This window comes from Pedobacter sp. 22163 (genome assembly GCF_052045595.1).
GTDB lineage: Bacteria > Bacteroidota > Bacteroidia > Sphingobacteriales > Sphingobacteriaceae > Pedobacter.
The window spans coordinates 23,073-39,978 of sequence record NZ_JBQEPM010000012.1 but is presented as its reverse complement, the minus strand read 5'-3'; the positions used below and the strand labels follow the sequence as shown (position 1 = coordinate 39,978).

Annotated in this window: 16 protein-coding genes; 9 read left to right on the top strand and 7 right to left on the bottom strand. The window is 38.6% G+C overall.

All coding sequences use genetic code 11. The features are described 5' to 3' along the window. The first annotated feature begins 251 nt into the window (after positions 1 to 251). From fbaA to ACTJKN_RS24480, 4 genes are all read left to right on the top strand, one after another. Positions 252 to 1,331, top strand: a complete 1,080-nt coding sequence (fbaA, locus tag ACTJKN_RS24495) for a class II fructose-bisphosphate aldolase (RefSeq protein ID WP_029276269.1) — start codon at positions 252 to 254, stop codon at positions 1,329 to 1,331. Between the two features lie 140 nt (positions 1,332 to 1,471). Further along, positions 1,472 to 1,978, top strand: a complete 507-nt coding sequence (locus tag ACTJKN_RS24490; protein ID WP_215131748.1) for a low affinity iron permease family protein — start codon at positions 1,472 to 1,474, stop codon at positions 1,976 to 1,978. Continuing rightward, entirely contained in the window at positions 1,953 to 2,375 is a 423-nt protein-coding gene (locus tag ACTJKN_RS24485; protein WP_116252822.1) for a GNAT family N-acetyltransferase, read from the top strand. Before ACTJKN_RS24490 ends, ACTJKN_RS24485 begins: the two co-directional genes overlap by 26 nt. Before the next feature lie 182 nt (positions 2,376 to 2,557). Beyond that, positions 2,558 to 2,851: a GIY-YIG nuclease family protein gene (locus ACTJKN_RS24480; protein ID WP_440828282.1), complete on the top strand. Its 294-nt coding sequence runs from the start codon at positions 2,558 to 2,560 to the stop codon at positions 2,849 to 2,851. Positions 2,852 to 3,006: 155 nt separating this feature from the next. Here the strand turns inward: ACTJKN_RS24480 and ACTJKN_RS24475 are convergent, their stop codons facing one another. The 6 genes from ACTJKN_RS24475 to ACTJKN_RS24450 all read right to left on the bottom strand — a co-directional run bounded on the left by ACTJKN_RS24475 (position 3,007) and on the right by ACTJKN_RS24450 (position 10,977). After that, complete coding sequence (locus ACTJKN_RS24475) at positions 3,007 to 3,867, bottom strand: hydroxymethylglutaryl-CoA lyase (protein WP_440828281.1); 861 nt, start codon at positions 3,865 to 3,867, stop codon at positions 3,007 to 3,009. 127 nt (positions 3,868 to 3,994) lie between these two features. Further along, positions 3,995 to 5,329, bottom strand: a complete 1,335-nt coding sequence (locus ACTJKN_RS24470) for an NAD(P)/FAD-dependent oxidoreductase (RefSeq protein WP_440828280.1) — start codon at positions 5,327 to 5,329, stop codon at positions 3,995 to 3,997. A 338-nt stretch (positions 5,330 to 5,667) separates the two neighbouring features. Continuing rightward, complete coding sequence (secDF, locus tag ACTJKN_RS24465) at positions 5,668 to 8,649, bottom strand: protein translocase subunit SecDF (protein ID WP_440828279.1); 2,982 nt, start codon at positions 8,647 to 8,649, stop codon at positions 5,668 to 5,670. Positions 8,650 to 9,022: 373 nt separating this feature from the next. After that, complete coding sequence (locus tag ACTJKN_RS24460) at positions 9,023 to 9,532, bottom strand: dihydrofolate reductase (protein WP_440828278.1); 510 nt, start codon at positions 9,530 to 9,532, stop codon at positions 9,023 to 9,025. Positions 9,533 to 9,823: 291 nt separating this feature from the next. After that, positions 9,824 to 10,618, bottom strand: a complete 795-nt coding sequence (locus tag ACTJKN_RS24455; RefSeq protein ID WP_440828277.1) for a thymidylate synthase — start codon at positions 10,616 to 10,618, stop codon at positions 9,824 to 9,826. 107 nt (positions 10,619 to 10,725) lie between these two features. Next, complete coding sequence (locus ACTJKN_RS24450; protein WP_440828276.1) at positions 10,726 to 10,977, bottom strand: hypothetical protein; 252 nt, start codon at positions 10,975 to 10,977, stop codon at positions 10,726 to 10,728. 150 nt (positions 10,978 to 11,127) lie between these two features. On the opposite strand from ACTJKN_RS24450, the gene ispE reads away from it, so the two are divergent. The 3 genes from ispE to ACTJKN_RS24435 all read left to right on the top strand — a co-directional run bounded on the left by ispE (position 11,128) and on the right by ACTJKN_RS24435 (position 13,769). Continuing rightward, on the top strand, positions 11,128 to 11,931 hold the full coding sequence (gene ispE / locus ACTJKN_RS24445) for a 4-(cytidine 5'-diphospho)-2-C-methyl-D-erythritol kinase (protein WP_440828275.1): 804 nt from the start codon (positions 11,128 to 11,130) through the stop codon (positions 11,929 to 11,931). A 136-nt stretch (positions 11,932 to 12,067) separates the two neighbouring features. After that, complete coding sequence (locus ACTJKN_RS24440) at positions 12,068 to 12,487, top strand: OsmC family protein (protein WP_440828274.1); 420 nt, start codon at positions 12,068 to 12,070, stop codon at positions 12,485 to 12,487. Between the two features lie 115 nt (positions 12,488 to 12,602). After that, positions 12,603 to 13,769: a trans-sulfuration enzyme family protein gene (locus ACTJKN_RS24435; RefSeq protein ID WP_426324908.1), complete on the top strand. Its 1,167-nt coding sequence runs from the start codon at positions 12,603 to 12,605 to the stop codon at positions 13,767 to 13,769. Between the two features lie 75 nt (positions 13,770 to 13,844). Here the strand turns inward: ACTJKN_RS24435 and ACTJKN_RS24430 are convergent, their stop codons facing one another. Then, positions 13,845 to 15,101 (bottom strand): hypothetical protein, encoded by a 1,257-nt coding sequence (locus ACTJKN_RS24430; RefSeq protein WP_440828273.1) that lies wholly within the window; start codon positions 15,099 to 15,101, stop codon positions 13,845 to 13,847. Between the two features lie 207 nt (positions 15,102 to 15,308). On the opposite strand from ACTJKN_RS24430, the gene ACTJKN_RS24425 reads away from it, so the two are divergent. Both ACTJKN_RS24425 and ACTJKN_RS24420 read left to right on the top strand, forming a co-directional pair. Continuing rightward, positions 15,309 to 15,989 carry a DNA alkylation repair protein gene (locus ACTJKN_RS24425; RefSeq protein ID WP_440828272.1) on the top strand — a complete coding sequence of 227 codons (681 nt, stop codon included), beginning with the start codon at positions 15,309 to 15,311 and terminating at the stop codon, positions 15,987 to 15,989. A 108-nt stretch (positions 15,990 to 16,097) separates the two neighbouring features. Next, the gene (locus ACTJKN_RS24420; RefSeq protein WP_440828271.1) at positions 16,098 to 16,820 is read left to right on the top strand and encodes a pirin family protein; all 723 of its coding nucleotides are present in this window, start codon (positions 16,098 to 16,100) and stop codon (positions 16,818 to 16,820) included. Positions 16,821 to 16,906 lie beyond the last annotated feature (86 nt).

Below are 16,906 nucleotides of genomic sequence, written 5' to 3'. Positions count from 1 at the left end.
CGGAACATTAATTATTGACATTTGATATTATATGCTGGCATTTGATCATTGTACATTGGTTTTTGGTGATTCGGTAAAATTGATCATTGTGAATTGATTATTTCTAAAGGTGTGTCTTTTTTACACTAAGGATAATGTGTTTTTTACACTAAATAGGCCTTATTTTGCTGTTAGGCAAATAATTCTGTTGTTAGAAAAGCTTGGAATGTTATTTTTTTTTATAACTTCGGACTTAATAAAATTAACAAGAAATGAGTTTAAAAGGCTACAAAGGCGTAATTTACGGAGATGCCGTTCAAGAATTGTTTGAGCAGGCTAAAAAACATCAGTTTGCTTTACCAGCAGTTAACGTAACCGGTACAAATACGGTTAATGCGGTATTGGAAACTGCTAAGGCAGTAAATTCGCCTGTTATGATTCAACTATCTAATGGAGGTGCACAGTTTTATGCAGGCAAATCTTTAGATAATGAGAAATTGCAAGCATGTATTTTAGGTGCTGTATCGGCAGCTAAACATGTACATTTATTGGCAGAGCATTATGGTGTTGCCGTGGTTTTACATACCGACCACGCCGCTAAAAAATTATTGCCTTGGATTGATGGACTTTTAGACCACGGTGAAAAATTCTTCGCTGAAACTGGAAAACCTTTGTTTTCATCACACATGTTGGATTTATCGGAAGAGTCGATTGAAGAAAACATGGAAATTTCTGCTAAATACTTAGCACGCATGGCTAAAATGAACATGACTATCGAAATCGAACTTGGTGTTACCGGTGGTGAAGAAGATGGTGTTGATAATAGCGATGTAGATAGCTCTAAATTATATACCCAACCTAGCGAAGTGGCTTATGCTTACGAAGAATTGAGTAAAGTTTCTCCTCGTTTTACAGTTGCTGCTGCTTTTGGTAACGTACATGGTGTTTATAAACCAGGTAACGTAAAATTGCAACCGGTAATTTTGAAAAATTCTCAGGATTTTATCAAAGAAAAATTCAGCTTAACAGCAGAGAAACCAATCAACTTCGTATTCCACGGTGGTTCTGGTTCTACTCAGGAAGAAATCAGAGAAGCAATTTCTTATGGTGCAATTAAAATGAATATCGATACTGATATGCAGTGGGCATTTTGGGAAGGTATTTTAGAATATTACAAAAAGAATGAAGCTTATCTTCAAGGTCAGATTGGTAATCCTGATGGCGATGATAAACCAAATAAAAAATATTACGATCCACGCGTTTGGTTACGTAAAGGTGAAGAAACTTTTGTGAAACGTTTAACTACCGCTTTCGAAGATCTAAACTGCATCAACGTTAACGATAAGCTATAATTTTTTGGTTATTTTTTAAGATTGAAAGTCTATTCAGTCACTCAAAAAATCAATCATTCAATAATTACAAAGCGCCATGGGTTTAAAAACTTATGGCGCTTTTGTTTGTTTTATGGTTATATTTAAGCAAACAAATTGTAATGGCAAAATCTAAGAACGATACCAAAAGAAATAATTTTTTCGAGAAATTTGCCAACGCGGCAACCAAATTTACGGGTAGCTCTGCTGCATTTATATCGGCAACGGCAATCGTAGTGATTTGGGCGGTTACAGGCCCACTTTTCGATTATTCTGAAACCTGGCAGTTGGTGATTAACACAGGTACAACGATTATCACCTTTTTGATGGTTTTTTTGATTCAGAAAGCACAGAATAAAGATGGTAAGGCCATTCAGTTAAAATTAAATGAATTAATTGCTGCGCAGCAGGGTGCAAGCAACCGGATGGTTGATATAGAAGATTTGAGCGAAAAAGAACTGGATCAGTTACATAAATTTTACGTTACGATTGCCACACTTGCCAAAAAAGAGGCCGATATTCATTGTTCGCATTCAATTGATGTTGCTGAGGCATTAAATGAATCGAAATTAAAATCGAATAAACACTTTAAACACCACGATAATGAGTCTGCACGTTCAAAAAGTTAACCATCCCGAAGATTTAGATAAAGTATTTGCGATCCGTAAGATTGTATTTGTAGACGAACAGAATTGCCCGCCGGAATTGGAGTGGGAGCATGAAGATGAATCTGTACATTTTCTGGCAACAAATAATGGCCAGCCTTGCGGTGCCTGCAGGTGGCGTAAAACGGATAATGGTTATAAGCTGGAACGTTTCGCAGTTTTAAAAGATTTTAGAGGGCAGGGTGTAGGTCGTGCGCTAATTGCCGAGGCTTTATCTGATCTGCCAGAAGATGCACATTATATTTACCTGAACTCGCAGTTAGATGCCATGAGTTTGTATGCTAAATTTGGTTTTGTAGCAGAGGGAGAGCAATTTGAGGAGGCTGGGATACAGCATTTTAAAATGGTGAAGAAGGTTTAGGGATAATTTGCCAGGAGATACAGAAAGCACAGCGCATTCAACGAAAAATCGTTATTTCATACAAAGCAATCTTAAAGCAATCGCCAGGCATGGGCTAATTTGGTTTATCCCACCCATAGTAGTAAGATTGCTTCGTGCCTCGCAATGACGACATAACAATTACCAATACCAGCTAAAATATAATGGAAAGAGGAGGATGCGTTTATATCATGGCAAATTCTTTTAATACTGTTTTTTATACTGGAGTAACTTCAGACTTACAGAGTAGGGTTTGGCAACATAAAAACGACGAATTTCCAAAAAGTTTCACTTCAAGATATAAATGCTACAAGTTAGTTTATTACTCGTTTTTCTCTGATATTGAAGAAGCGATTGATGAAGAAAAGAGAATTAAAGGTGGAAGCCGCCAACAGAAAATAGATTTGATTGAATCTATGAACCCAAATTGGAAAGACTTATATGACGAGTTGGATTAATCAATACTTTGTGTCGAAGTACTCCACAGTGGATTCGTCATTGCGAGGTACGAAGCAATCTTAAAGCGATCGCTAGGCATGAGCTAAATTTGTTTACTCCCACCCATAGTTGTAGGATTGCTTCGTGCCTCGCAATGACGATCACTCATGACACTCTACCTAAATATCTTTCCTGATAAAGCCATTGCCTCATTCCATTTATTCATATTAAGGTTGATATTTTCTCCCTTGGCATTCAAAAATGCAATTACATCTTCGGTAGCAATGTTACCTGTGAGGTCATCAGCAGCCATTGGGCAGCCCCCAAAACCTTTTAAAGCAGAATCTATACGTTTTACACCTGAACGATAAGCAGCTTCTATTTTTTCAAACCGTTCGGCAGGGGTTGAATGCAGATGGATGCCTATTTCGGTATTTTTAAACTTCGAAATCAGTTTTGGTAATATGCTTTCTATCTTCTCTGGCGTAGAAATACCTACAGTATCAGCTAACGATAAAATCACTACACCTTTACCCACCAGTACATCAGCCCATTTTTCTACAATTTCATAATTCCATTCGTCGCCATAAGGATTCCCAAAACCCATCGACAAGTAAACAACCGCTTTTTTATTGTTTTTAGCGCAAAGTGAAAGCATTTCTTCCACCGTGTTTAATGATTGCAATATGCTTGAATTGGTATTACGCTGCTGGAACGTTTCTGAGATCGAAAAGGGGAAACCAAGGTAATCGACAGCTTCATGCTTTACAGCGTTCTCTACGCCTTTTAAATTGGCTACAATAGCCAAGAGTTTAGTTGCCGTGTTGCTCAAATCCAATTGTACTAAAACTTCGGCTGTATCGGCCATTTGTGGAATGGCTTTAGGGGAAACAAAACTTCCAAAATCGAGCGTATCGAAACCTACCTGAAGCAAAAGATTCAAATATTTAGCCTTAAGTTCGGTTGGAACAAAATCGTGTAGTCCTTGCATGGCGTCGCGTGGACATTCTACTAATCTGAAGTTGTTTTGGCTCATATTTTTGGTTTAACCGCAAAATGCGCAAAGTTTTTCGCAAAGAAAAGAAGAAAAAGGAAACAATTTTTTATTATCGAAAGTTAGCTTAAAGACTAAAGACTAAAGACTAAAGACTAAAGACTAAAGACTAAGATACTTTAACTTGTTCCTTTACTGATGGTACCTCGTCTCTATAATCCACGCTTCGGTCTTTTGCAAAGGTTCTGATAATTAGACGGGTTCCTCTATCGTAACTGAAATAACTCCAAACCCAATTTACGAAAACAATAATCTTGTTTCTGAAGCCTACCAAAGTCATTAAGTGTACAAACATCCAGGTAAACCATGCAAAAACGCCTTGAAAACGAATTTTTCCAATATCTACTACGGCTTTGTTTCTGCCTACTGTAGCCATTGAGCCTTTATCGAAATATTTAAATTTCTCTAAAGGTTTATTTTCTTTGATATTGATCAGGTTTTTGGCCAGTTGGTGTCCTTGCTGTATGGCAGCTGGTGCAACCCCTGGGTGACCGTTAGGTGTTTCTTCATCAATAATAGCGGCTACATCTCCAATGGCATAAACATTTTGATAACCCACCACTAAATTCTGCGTATCGGTTTTCAATCTGCCACCACGAACAATTTCTGCTTTGTCTAAACCACCCAAAACTTCACCTTTAACACCAGCACTCCAAATAACGGTAGAAGTTAAAATTGGTGCTTTATCCTGCAAGGTAAGGGTATGTCCGTCGTAACTCATTACCCTTGTTTCGTTCATGATCTGAACGCCCATATCGGTAAGGAAATCTTTGGCTTTTTTCTGTGCCTGTGGCGACATTACACCTAATAATTCGGGCGAATTTTCGATCAGGTAAATGTTTACCCTGCTTAGATCCATCTCTGGATAATCGTTCGGAATCACATGTTTTTTAAGCTCTGCAATAGCTCCAGAGGTTTCAACGCCTGTTGGGCCACCGCCAACCACTACAAAGTTTAATAGGGCGCTCTTTTTATCTATATCTTTTTCGATTAGTGATTTTTCGAAATTTTGTAAAATCAAACTTCTTAAATCCAGTGCCTCTGGGATGGATTTCATTGGCATGGAGTTTGCCTCGATTTCTTTATTGCCAAAAAAGTTACTGGTAGAACCTGTAGCAATAACAAGATAATCGTAATTAATTCTGCCTATATCGGTTTGTAAACAGTTTTCTGCTGCATTAACTTCGGTAACCTTGGTTACCCGGAAAACGAGATTTTTCTGTCCTTTAAAAATCTTTCTTAGTGGGAAAGCGATCGAATCGGCTTCTAAACCTCCAGTAGCTACCTGATAAAGTAAGGGTTGAAAAGTATGGTAGTTATGTTTATCGAGCATAACCACCTGAAAGGGTTTGTTTTTTAAACGTTTAGCTAACTCAATTCCTCCAAATCCACCGCCAACTATAACTACTCTAGGGTATTCGCTTTTAGGAAGTTGTAAATCCATTTTCTTATCGGTTTATCTATTATTAATGTAACAAAAAGATAGCCAAAAGGTTTATAAAATAAGGTTTTGGCAGTTATTCTTGCTTAATAATAAAGATATAACGCTGGCATGACGAAGCCGGGTTTTGTAGTTTTCTTAGCACTGTTTTAAGTTAATTAAACCTGATGGGAGTGAACATGGAGCGCAGCGAAATAAAACGAACAGCAGGACTATCGGAACCGAAGAACCACAGCCCTTGCTTTTCAAAAAAAAACTTTGTGCCTTGGTAGTAAAAAAGCATGCATAAAAAAAAAACGCCCCGATAAATCGGAGCGCTTATATTTTAAGAAATTAATCTTTTATTTTTTCTCAGCTGAACTACCCAAATCGATTACGATAGGAGTAGAGATACATAATGATGAATATGTACCAATGATACGGCCGATTAACAATGCGAAGATGAATCCGCGGATGCTGTCGCCACCGAAAATAAAGATTACCAATAACACGAAGAATACAGTTAATGAGGTTAAGATGGTACGACTTAACGTACTGTTCAATGCGAAGTTGATTAAGTTGTTTCGCTCTTCACCGTGTAAATCTTCTTTACCAGATTCTTTTAATTTCTCACGGATACGGTCGAATACAACAACTGTCTCCGTCATGGTGTAACCCATTACCGTTAAAATTGCTGCGATGAAATCCTGACCGATTTCTAATGAGAATGGCATAATACCGTCTAAAATAGTGTAGAAAGATAATACCATTAACACATCATGGAACAATGCGATTACCGCACCTAAACCATACTGCCATTTTTTGAATCGCACTACGATATAGATAAACATGAATAAACATGAGATCAATACTGCATAGAAAGCACCGTTTACAATATCACTTGCAATAATAGGCGTAACTTTTTGTGAGCTTACAATTTCATATTTAGAACCGGCTAAACCTTTGTTTAAAGCATCTTCTACAACTTTATCAGTTTTAATATCCTGATCTTCGATGTGGAAAGTAGTAGTGATTTTTACCTGGCTATCTTCACCTGCAGTTTTAACCTCAGGTGTTTCGTTACCGAAAACCGGGTTTAACTTAGCTTTTAGATCTTCTGTGTTAACCGATTTATCGAAGTGAACCAAATAAGTTCTACCGCCTTTAAAATCTACACCTAAGTTTAATCCGCCATTTTTGAAGTACATACCAATACCAGCAATAATAATGATGGTAGAGATTACGTAGTAAATTTTACGACGGCCAACGAAGTTGAAACTGATGTTTTTAAATGCGTTACGGGTAATGCTATTATCGAAACTTACATCGATTTTGCGGTTTAATAACGATTCGAAAACTACTCTCGAAATGGCTACAGCTGCAAATAATGAAGAAAGGATACCGATACATAATGTAGTTGCGAAACCTTGAACCGGACCGCTACCAAAAACGTAAAGGATAGCGCCTAAAATAAATAAGGTAACGTTTGAGTCGATAATTGAAGGCATTGCATGTTTAAAACCTTCTTTAATTGCAGTAGCAGTATTCTTGCCATGTGCAAGCTCTTCACGTACACGCTCAAAAATAAGGATGTTTGCATCTACCGACAAACCAATGGTTAATACGATACCCGCAATACCAGGTAAGGTTAATACTGCACCAAGTGATACCAAGATACCAATGATGAAGAATAAGTTGATCAACAATGCAAAGTTGGCAACCCAACCTGCACGGTGATAATACAACGCCATGAAGATTAAGATTACGATAAAGGCAATTACAAATGAGATTAAACCATCGTGAATAGCCTGTGCACCTAAAGTCGGACCAACTACATAGCTACCTGCAATACGTGCAGGAGCAGGTAATTTACCAGCTTTTAAGATATTAGATAAATCTTTAGTATCGGCTTGTGTAAAGTTACCAGTGATTGATGAAACACCACCAGCAATTTCGTTCTGTACGGTAGGAGCAGAATAAACCTGGTTATCTAATACAATTGCAATAGATTTTTTGTTGTTTGGATCAGCAGCAGCTTCAGCGGTAATTTTTTTCCATTTAGCAGAACCTTCGCTGGTCATGTACATGGTTACTTCTGGTTTGCCTTTTTGATCAAAATCTGCACGCGAATCGCTAATTGCTTCACCACCTAAATCTGGTTTGCCATCAGCACTTACTACTTTAATAGCATATAGTTCGAAAATTTTCGAACCTTCTCTAGGTTTAACACTCCACATAAATTTCATCGTAGATGGAATAGATGCAGCAACTTCTGGAAGTTTTAGGTATGAGTTAACCTTTGCAGTATCTTTTTGTAGCGACATACCAACAACTGCACCTGGCATTAATTGTTGTTGTCCGTTTTCGCCTTGGTAAATAGGAAGGTTAAGAACAGCATACAATGGGTTAGATTTAAGTAATTCAGCTTTAACCGCAGTCGAATCCTTTTTACCCAAACCGGCAAGTTTACCACCTTTAGCCGTTGTGTCTTTAGCAGCAGCTTTTTCTAAGCCAGCTAATTTACCGCCAGCAGCCGGAGCAGCAGTTGTATCTTTAGTTGCAGGCGCATCAGTTTTTAATGTTGCAGCTAAAATTTTATTAATGTTTTCTAACAATGGCGCAACTTCTTGTACCTGGTATACCTGCCAGAATTGTAATTCGGCAGAACCCTGTAAAAGTTTAGCAATACGCTCTTTATCTTGTACACCTGGCATTTCGATTAAGATACGGTTGCTACCTTCTTGTTTTTGCATGTTCGGACTAACTACACCGAAACCATCAATACGTGAACGTAAAACTGTAAATGAACGATCGATCGCACTGGTTGCTTCTTTTTCCAAGAAAGATTCAACATCGCCATTGCTTGCGCTAGGTTTTAACTGAGATGCGTTATCCTGGTTAGAAAAATAATCTGCAAGTTTTACTCCAGGGCTTAATTTTTCGAATTCATCAACAAAAATTTTGATGTAATCTTTACCACCGGCATTTAACTGGATCTGTGCGTTCTGAACTGCTTTGTTAAAGTTAGCATCAGTAGGGTTGCCCGCTAATGATTTTACCAACTCTGCTAACGATATCTCCATCGTTACGTTCATTCCGCCTTTTAAGTCTAAACCCAAATTAATCTCTTTCGCTTTTACCTCTTGATAAGTAAATCCAACTACTGGATAAACTTTAACGGTACTCATCGAATCTAAGTAAGCCTTTTCTTTGGCCAAATCACCCTTCGCAGCGTTTTTTGCGTCTTTTTCTACCTTGGATGCTACCAAAGTAAAAGAAAGTGCGTACGCACAAACGATAGCTAATACTATCGCTATAAACTTAATAAAACCTTTTCCTTGCATTGTTTGTTTAAAATAATTTGTCTTTCGCTGTTTTTTAACAAGTCGGCAAATCTAATTAAATTTTTAAATTATAGAACCCCTTAATTGATAATTTATTAACATTAATTTTTATCAGGCAATAATCTTATTTTTTGCCTGCTAACCGTTTTACTGAATACTCATGTTGTTATGTTGCCAAATGATTAGAAAAGCAGGTGCAGCAGCTTTTGGCTTTGGTTCAGTTCCGCTAATGTTTCTGCCGATGAAAAATCGGCATCCACGTATATCGGGTTTAGATTGCTGACGTAGAAGTATCTGTTCACATGAATCAATTGTAAATAAGATGCTTTGCGCTCTTTGCGAAATTCTTCGCGTTCTTTGCGGTTAATTTGAGTTAAATCCTTTCTAAAACCTCAAAAGTATAATCGTACTTGTTTTTTTCGTCGGCTTTGTGGGCTTCGCTGCTGATTAATTTCCATTCGTTCCGGTTAATTTCAGGGAAAAAAGTATCTGCATCAAAATTGTGGTGGATGGTGGTTAAATAAAGTGTGGTGGTTTTTGACAAAGCCTGTCTGTAAATTTCAGCACCACCCACAATAAATACCGGTTTTTCTTCTGCCTTGGTAATTGCTAAAGCTTCATCTAAACTATTTACCACTTCAACACCGTCTATTTTTAAACTGGGATCTCTGGTAATTACAATATTTCTGCGGTTAGGTAGCGGTCTACCTACAGAATCGAAGGTTTTGCGGCCCATCACAACTGTGTGCCCCGAAGTGGTTAGTTTAAAGAACTTTAAATCGGCTGGCATGTGCCATAAAAGCTGGTTGTTTTTCCCTATTGCGAAGTTCTCGCCTACAGCTACGGCAATTGAAAGCGAAGGGCTTTCTAGTTCATTAGTCATTAGTCATTTGTTTATTAGTGTCTGCAAATGCATTAAGCATAATTTCTAAGTATGATCCCAGCATGCGTCGACAAGTTAAGACTTGTTTAAATTTTTTCCAATATATTTTATATAAGCATTTAGTTTTAACTGACAAATTATAGACTTCTAAATCCTCTAATTTATAATTCATGATTTCTCTTGATTAAGTAAATTAAAGGGATGATTTTTTTAAAACAGGGCATTCAATTCTGCACCCAAACAAATGAACTAATGGCTAATGAACGAATGACTAATTAACCAATGAACCAATTATACTGCCACTATTCCTTTAATATGCGGATGCGCTTCATAATTTTCCAGCGTAAAGTCCTCAAATTTAAAATCAAAAATGCTTTTTACGTCAGGATTGATTTTCATGGTTGGCAATGCTTTAGGCTCGCGGCTTAATTGTAGGTTGGCCTGTTCGATATGGTTATTGTATAAATGTGCATCGCCGAGGGTATGGATAAAATCTCCGGCTGCTAAGCCGCACACCTGTGCTACCATCATGGTTAATAAAGCGTAAGATGCAATATTAAAAGGTACGCCCAGGAAAATATCGGCACTGCGCTGATATAACTGGCAGCTTAACTTCCCATCAGCCACATAGAATTGAAAAAAGGCATGACAAGGGGGCAAAGCCATATTTTCGATTTCAGCAACGTTCCAGGCAGAAACAATAATCCTGCGCGAATCGGGATTGTTCTTTATCGTATTGATGATATTGGTGATCTGATCAATATGTTGCCCATCTGGTGTTGGCCAGCTTCTCCACTGAGAACCATAAACCGGGCCGAGGTTGCCGTTTTCGTCAGCCCATTCGTCCCAGATACGAACGCCATTATCTTTTAAGTATTTAATATTGGTATCGCCGGTTAAAAACCAGATTAACTCATGTATAATAGATTTTAAATGCAGTTTCTTTGTCGTCACCATCGGGAAACCTTCCTGAAGGTTAAAGCGCATCTGGTAACCAAAAACACTTATTGTTCCGGTGCCGGTACGGTCGTGCTTTTGAGCGCCATGATCAAGCACATGCTGCATTAAATCTAAATATTGTTTCATACACCCCAAACCCCTTAAGGGCTTTTAAATTGTAAATAATTAATTAACTACAAATATCTAAAATTTATCAGCTGTTCGGAATCATTTTTATACACACTGGGCATTTACTAACATTGTACTGATAATTGTTTTTTTGGAAATGAATGTACTGTGCCAATGGCAGCCACCTGCCCTGCTTTTCGTTTCAAGTCCAGCGCTGTGGGCTTTCCACTACAATCAGGTTTGTAATTTACGGTTTCTTCATCAACCCCGATAGAAGTAGCAACTGGCCCCTTAGCCCCGGGTGCAGCGTTACCCTGATGCGAGGAGGTATGACGAAGCGAAGCGTAAAAGCGTAACACGGGAACAAAGTATCCCATGATTACTGTTATTGCGCTCCAAAAAGACTAAAGACATAAAATGCAAAGAAACCTAAGCCAGTAAAAACACTTTTGTATGTTTGCAAATGAGACGGCTGCTGGTTTCGGCACCATGGACTCACGACTTAAGACTCACGACTCAGGACTAACATGCTATCTTTTCCCAACGCAAAAATAAATCTAGGCTTAAATATCACCGAAAAACGTGCTGATGGTTATCACAACCTCGAAACCGTTTTTTATCCGATCAATATTAAAGATTCGGTCGAAATTACCGATGCTGAGGTAACTTCGTGCAAAATTCATGGGATTGATATCCCTGGCGACCCGAACGATAACCTGTGTTTTAAAGCTTATCAATTGGTAAAGATGGATTATGATATTCCGGCGCAGCAGATCAATTTATTGAAAAACATTCCAGTTGGTGCAGGTTTGGGTGGCGGATCGGCAGATTGTGCTTTTCTGATCAAATTATTAAATGAGAAATTCACTTTGGGGATGTCTGTTGATAAAATGGAAGGTTATGCCCGCCAGCTAGGGGCAGACTGTGCTTTTTTTATCGAGAACAAACCCGTTTATGCATTTAATAAAGGTGATGAATTTGAAAAGTGTGAAATAGATTTGTCAGCCTGGTTTAAAGTTTTGGTAAAACCGCCTGTGCACGTGAGTACAGTTGATGCTTATGCACATGTAAAACCGCAAAAACCTTTGCAATCGTTAAAAGAAATTATACATTTGCATCCAACAACATGGAAAAATAAGGTTATCAACGATTTCGAAATATCGGTATTCGCAAAGTATCCCCAAATTCGTCAAATAAAAACCAGTTTATACGATGCAGGCGCAACATTCGCTTTAATGAGTGGTAGCGGTTCGTCGGTTTTTGCAATTTTCGACCATCCGGTTAAATTGCCCGAACTGGAAGAAAATAACTTAGTATTTTATGGTATTTAAGCTGGGCGCATAGCGCATAGCGTTTGAACAGCAAAAATGTTAGGTATTAAATAATAAATTTAAATTAAGGTGGAAGGTTGGAAGTAGAAGGCTTAAGGGCTTGATACCAGATACTCAATACTTGATACTATACAAAATGAACATAAATCTGATCCGCAAGAGCGGTAAATTTAATTTTGAAGCAGAAAACGAGAGCGGTTTTACTGTAGAGTTGGATGCAAAAGCTGCCATTGGTGGCGAAGGAAAAGGTTTCAGGCCGATGGAGATGTTACTGATTGGATTGGGTGGCTGCAGCGGCATTGATATGGTAAATGTATTAACCAAGCAGAAGGAACCACTTGATGATATTAAAATCGCTATAAATGCCACCAGAAAAGAGGAAGAAATGCCGCCTATTTTTGATGTAATCGATATTCACTTCGATTTATTTGGCGATTTAAGCGTTCAAAAAGTTGAACGTGCACTAGCCATGACTTTCGATAAATATTGCTCCGTATCGAACATTTTAGGCCGCTCTGCAACAATTAATTTTACTTATAAAATAAACAAGGCGTAGGGTGAAGGTTTAAGGTGTAGGGTTTAAGGTTGAGGGGAAAATCTCTTGTCTCAAATCTTATGTCTCACGTCTCAAATCTCGCATTCACATCTCAATACTCATATCTTACAATACAATGAAATCCGAAAATTTTGAAACCATAGCTATACGCACTCAAACCGAACGCAGTTTACACAAAGAGCATTCATCACCAATTTACCTTACTTCGAGTTATAAGTTTGAAGATGCAGAAGAAATGCGTGCTTTGTTTGCTAACGAAAAGGAAGGGAATGTATATAGCCGTTATTCAAATCCAAATACATCAGAGTTTATAGAGAAAATGTGCCTGTTAGAAGGGGCTGAAGATGGTTTCGCCACAGCTACAGGGATGGCTGCTATTTTTACCACATTTGGTGCGTTTTTAAAAAATGGCGATCACTTGGTTTCGAGCAGATCGGTTTTTGGTTCTACACATCAATTATTAACCAACGTTTTTTCTAACTGGGGTGTAACTTTCGATTATGCGGATTTAGACAAACCACAGGATTGGGAAGCTTTGATTAAACCCAATACCAAAATGATTTTTGTAGAAACGCCATCTAATCCTGGTATCGATATTATCGATCTGGAATTTTTGGGCGATCTGGCTAAAAAACACAATGTATTATTAGTTGTTGATAATTGCTTTGCTACGCCGTATCTGCAACAACCTATTAAATATGGTGCGCACATTTCCATTCATTCGGCTACCAAATATATTGATGGACAAGGAAGAGTATTGGGTGGCGTTATTTTAGGGACCAAAGATTTAATTGCAGATGTGATTGCTTTTGCCCGTCACAGTGGGCCGGCGTTATCGCCTTTTAACGCATGGATTTTATCTAAAAGTTTAGAAACTTTGGCCATCCGTATGGACCGTCATTGCGAAAATGCCTTAAAAGTTGCAGAATATTTAGAAAAACACCCGAAAATTAAACTGGTAAAGTATCCGTTTTTACCCTCGCACCCGCAGTACGACATTGCCAAAAAGCAAATGAAACAGGGTGGTGGTATTGTAACCATTGTGGTTGAAGGCGGTATAGATGCTGCACGTAAGTTTATGGATGGTTTGCAAATGTTCTCTATCTCAGCAAATCTGGCCGATACCCGTTCCATTGCAACACACCCTGCTACCAGTACACACAGCAAACTTACCGAAGAACAACGTAACGAAGTTGGTATTGAGCAGGGTTCCATCCGTTTATCAATTGGTTTGGAGCATATCAACGATATTTTAGCTGATATTGAGCAGGCATTAGCTTAATACATGCTTAAAAATAGATAAATAAAAAGGGAGATTTCTTGAAAAATCTCCCTTTTTATTGTTTGATTATGGTTGCTATTCGTATTTTGAAAAATCTACAGCAAAAATACAACGGTTAACCTGACTGCCGTTTTGAGCTCCGGCATTGGGTTCAAATTCAGTTAAACTCCATAAATATCCATATTGTGCTTCAAGATATAACGATTCAGCGCCGTATGGCCATCTGTATCTAACGGTATTGGTATCACCATCTGTATATCTTGCTAAGCGGGCTGTAGATCCGTACGATTCGCTGGGCGATCCTGTGCAAGAAAGCCAGGTTCTGTTTCCTTTTCTAAAAACGCCTTGTATGCCATGCGCATGATCCGAAGTAAACAGACTGTTTTTTGGAATCACTGTCTGTATGCCCGAATTCTGCAATTCTCCCGATGTGTTTATCGGGAACCCGAATATTTTGGGAACAATCGATGCATCTGCGCTTCCTGCATAATATTGTCCTGTCCATAATTGATTGTTTTCATAATTTACCTGTACGGTTGAAAAAGGACTTGCATCGTTAATTTTATAATAACCTATTTGTGGAAGGATGTATCTGTAGTTAAAAGCGTAAAGATTTCCATTGGCATCTTTGCCACACTTATCATCAGTGCTTGTTCCTGTAGTTACTTCAATAATTTTGTCTAAATCAAATACCCTTAATCCCAAACTTGTACTGCTTAAATAAACTTTACCATTAAAGTAAGCTACACCACCGGCATGTACATTTAAGGGCGCATAAGTACCATATTGTGTATAATCAAGTGTGCCGGCCGGAATTGTGGGCTGTACCAGTAAAATGTGCCTGTACGTTAAATAAGTACTCGAACTTGGGCTGATGTCGATAAGGGTTATTCTCGATCCTTTGCTCTCTGCAGCATCTTTGGCATACCAGCTTATCAATAAATAACGTACACCATTTCTGGAGAAACCGGCAATTCCCTGTGGGCGCCATATCGATGTAGTTTCATCGTCTTCATTCCATCTTATACCCCTTACCCGGTTTTCTTCTGGGACATTAAAGCCATATACCTCGGTGTAAGCACTGCCGCCAATAGCCTGGCGGTTTTTATCAATTTGTGTTGGATTTAAAAATGAAAAACCAGTGTTGATGTAGGCCGATGTGTTTGAATAGGCATTTACGCTTGCGGCAGCGCTGGCTAAGGTAGTGTTGGCCATTAGCATATTTTTCTTTTGGTTTGTTGTGCTGGCCCCCTCTTCAGCTAATTTGTTCTTTTTGCAGGAAAATGTGAATAGGCAAGACGCTAATAGCATCCATATGATGTTTTTTTGCATGGGTTTTAAAAGTTGGTCGTTATGGTTAAATTTAAACAAGTTTAAAAGATCGATGTAAACTTAAAGCTGAAACAGTATTAAGGATTGGTTATGTTATAGTGCAGTATGAGGCATCGTTTACGGCAGCCTTTTTTTGACTTCCGAAGTTTCAAAGGCCTGCGCGTTGCCTAAACTTCGGAAGTCTTTCAAAAACACTAAATTCGTATAATGAATGATCTAGATTTTGTCCTTTCCGAATTAAAATCCATCAGCGAGCCTGATTATCTAAAAAAGATGGCTCATTTTGGGATCGATACTTCTAAAGCATTTGGTACCCGTTTGCCCAGTATCAGAAAACTGGCCAGGCAAATTGGCAAGAATCAGGAACTGTCTTTATTGCTTTGGGAGACCGGGTTTCATGAGGCCCAGCTTTTAGCAACCATCATCGGCGATCATAAACAGGTGACAGAAACGCAAATAAATGCGTGGGCGAGTGATTTTAGTTCCTGGGATATATGTGATCAGGCTTGCGGAAATCTTTTCGTTAAAACGCCTTATTTTAAGTCGAAGGCCTTCGAGTTTGCCCAGGCCAAAGCAGAATTTGTAAAACGAACCGGTTTTGTGTTGATGGCCGAGGCAGCCGTACATCTCAAGAAAGAACCCGACGAAACTTTTCTGGGTTTTCTTCCGGTCATCGAAAGAGAAGCTTACGATAACCGGAATTTCGTTAAAAAGGCAATCAACTGGGCATTGAGGCAAATTGGCAAGCGAAATGTTTTTCTTCATGAGCATGCCATCCAAACCGCAAACAACATTCTAGCACAAAACAATAAAAAAGCAAATTGGGTGGCATTAGATGCGTTAAGGGAGCTTAACAGCGATGCTGTAATGGCAAGGCACAATCGGTGATTGACCCAAGACTTAGGACTCTGGACTCCCAACTACTTTCTTACCCTACATCAATGTTTGGTAAACATAGCTGCTGTAAATTTGTATCATAAACAAGAAAGGAAATTTATGTCACAGTTTATTTTGCACAAAGAAAACACCCGCGGTCATGCTAATCATGGTTGGTTAAATGCACACCATTCATTCAGTTTTGCTAATTACTACAATCCAGAAAGGATGCACTTCGGAGTTTTAAGGGTTTTAAATGACGACAGTATGGATGGTGGAATGGGCTTTGGCTCGCACCCACACGATAACATGGAAATTATTACCATTCCATTGGCTGGTGCAATTGCCCACAAAGATAGTATGGGTAATTCGGCCGTAATTAAAAATGGAGAAATCCAGGTAATGAGTGCCGGAACAGGTGTTAGCCACAGCGAGTTTAACGCAAATGCAGATGAGCAGTTAAACTTATTGCAGATCTGGTTGTTCCCTAACAAGAAAAATGTTACGCCGCGTTACGATCAGCAAACATTGGATGTTGCAGCGAGGCACAATAACTTTCAGCAGATTTTATCGCCAAATGCTGAAGATGCCGGTGTTTGGATTCACCAGGATGCCTGGTTCTCGTTAGGTAAGTTTGATGAAGGCTTTGAAACGGAATACAAAATCAAAAAAGCTGGAAACGGTGTTTATGCTTTCGTAATCAATGGCGAAGTAACCATAAACGGACAAGTGTTGAGCAAAAGAGATGGATTAGGCGTTTGGGATACTGACAGCATTAGTTTTAAAGCCAATACTGCAGATGCAGAGGTTTTATTGATGGATGTTCCGATGGAACTGAATTAATATAAAAGAATCGTCATTTCGACAGAAATAGTTCCAAAGGAACTCCTTTGGAGGAGAAATTTTGGAGTAGAGACCAAGTATTTCTC